The sequence below is a fragment of the Streptomyces sp. NPDC006510 genome (genome assembly GCF_040611955.1).
In the GTDB taxonomy this organism is placed as follows: domain Bacteria; phylum Actinomycetota; class Actinomycetes; order Streptomycetales; family Streptomycetaceae; genus Streptomyces.
In genome coordinates this window covers 1-1,509 of the sequence record NZ_JBEXPH010000455.1, presented here as the reverse complement: position 1 = coordinate 1,509, position 1,509 = coordinate 1, and the positions used below count along the sequence as shown (strand labels likewise).

Below are 1,509 nucleotides of genomic sequence, written 5' to 3'. Positions count from 1 at the left end.
CTCGGGCCGTGGACCGACAACCAGGAGACCCAGTTCAAGGCCGTCCTGGACACCCTGGGCACCCCGTACACCTACCAGGGCACCGCCGCCACCCGGGAGGTCCTGCTCGCCGCGGTGCAGGCGGGCAATCCGCCCGACATCGCGATCCTGCCGGGCGTCGGGGATCTCGTCGAGTACGCCGCGGAGCGGCGGCTGCACCCGCTGGGCGGCAAGGACACGGCCGCGAAGTACGGCATGCCGTGGCAGCCGGAGGCGAAGGGCATAGAGGCGGATCTCTGGGTGCCGCTCAAGACGGACCTCAAGAGCATCGTCTGGTACCGCAAGGACCGGCCGCCGCCCTCCTACCCCGCGCCACTGGCCTCCTGGTGCGTCGGCATGGGCGACGACGGCGCCTCGGGCTGGCCGGGCAGCGACTGGATCGAGGACCTGATCCTGCAGACGGCGGGCCCGGTGCTGTACGAGCGGTGGGCGACCGGGGACCTGAAGTGGACGGAGGGCCCGGTGATCAATGCCTGGAGCCTGTGGGCCGGCCTGCTGGCCCAGGACGGGAAGGCCGCCGGCCAGGCCCTGCTCCGCGACCACCGGGGCCGGCCCGGCGGGCACGGACTGCTCTTCGACGGCGGCTGCGCCCTGGAGCACCAGGGCTCCTTCGCCCGGTCCTTCTACGGGGACCACAGCGGGCGGGCCGCCTTCACGGACTCCGCGCCGCTGCTGCCCTCGGGCCCGAGGATCAAGGGCCGCGAGGTGTCCGCCGACTTCGCCGCGCTCTTCGGCAACTCCGCACAGGCCCGCGATCTGCTCACCCGGCTCACCTCCCGGGAGGCCCAGGAGGAGTGGGGCCGCAAGGCCGGGGTATTCTCGCCGAACTCCGACGTGCCCGCCAGGAACGGTACGGTCGAGAAGCAGATCAGCAGCCGTCTGACCGACCAGCGGGTGCCGCTCTGTCTGGACGCTTCCGATGTGATGCCCGCCGCCGTGCGGGACGCCTTCTACGAGGCGGTGCTGCTGACCATCGCCCACCCCGATGCCCCGGTGCGGGACCGCCTGGACGACGTCCAGCGGGTCCAGGACGCCCAACCGGCCCATACCCCCAGACTGACAGGGGTGTGCAGCAGACCACAGTGAGCCTTTGTCGGACTCGTACAAAGACAGACCCGTACTGGCTGGTACTTCGCCTGCATGCCGCCCGGATTCTGTCGGGCTCCACCAGGAAACGGGTCAGGAGACTGTACGGAGTCGACGGCAGGGTTTACTTGCCCGGCTTCGTAGGGTCGGTACATGACCGTTGTGGACGAAACCCCGGGCGAGCCGAGCGACACCCGTGGCCGTGTGGCCGAACTGCTGGCACTGCGTGAGCAGGCCCGTCGCGGACCGAGTGACCGCGCGACCGAGGCGCAGCACGCCAAGGGCAAGCTGACGGCGCGTGAGCGCATCGCGCTGCTCCTCGACGAGGGTTCGTTCAGGGAGGTCGAGCAGCTGCGCCGGCACCGGGCGACGGGGTTCGGTCTG

At 71.0% G+C, this 1,509-nt stretch carries 2 protein-coding genes; both read left to right on the top strand.

Annotation, left to right across the window (positions count from 1 at the left end):
* The coding region (locus ABZY11_RS44460) for a carbohydrate ABC transporter substrate-binding protein (protein WP_356484614.1) at positions 1-1,125 on the top strand (1,125 nt) is incomplete at its 5' end.
* A 153-nt stretch (positions 1,126-1,278) separates the two neighbouring features.
* Positions 1,279-1,509 (top strand): carboxyl transferase domain-containing protein (locus ABZY11_RS44455; protein ID WP_356484613.1); only part of this gene is annotated, 231 nt, incomplete at its 3' end.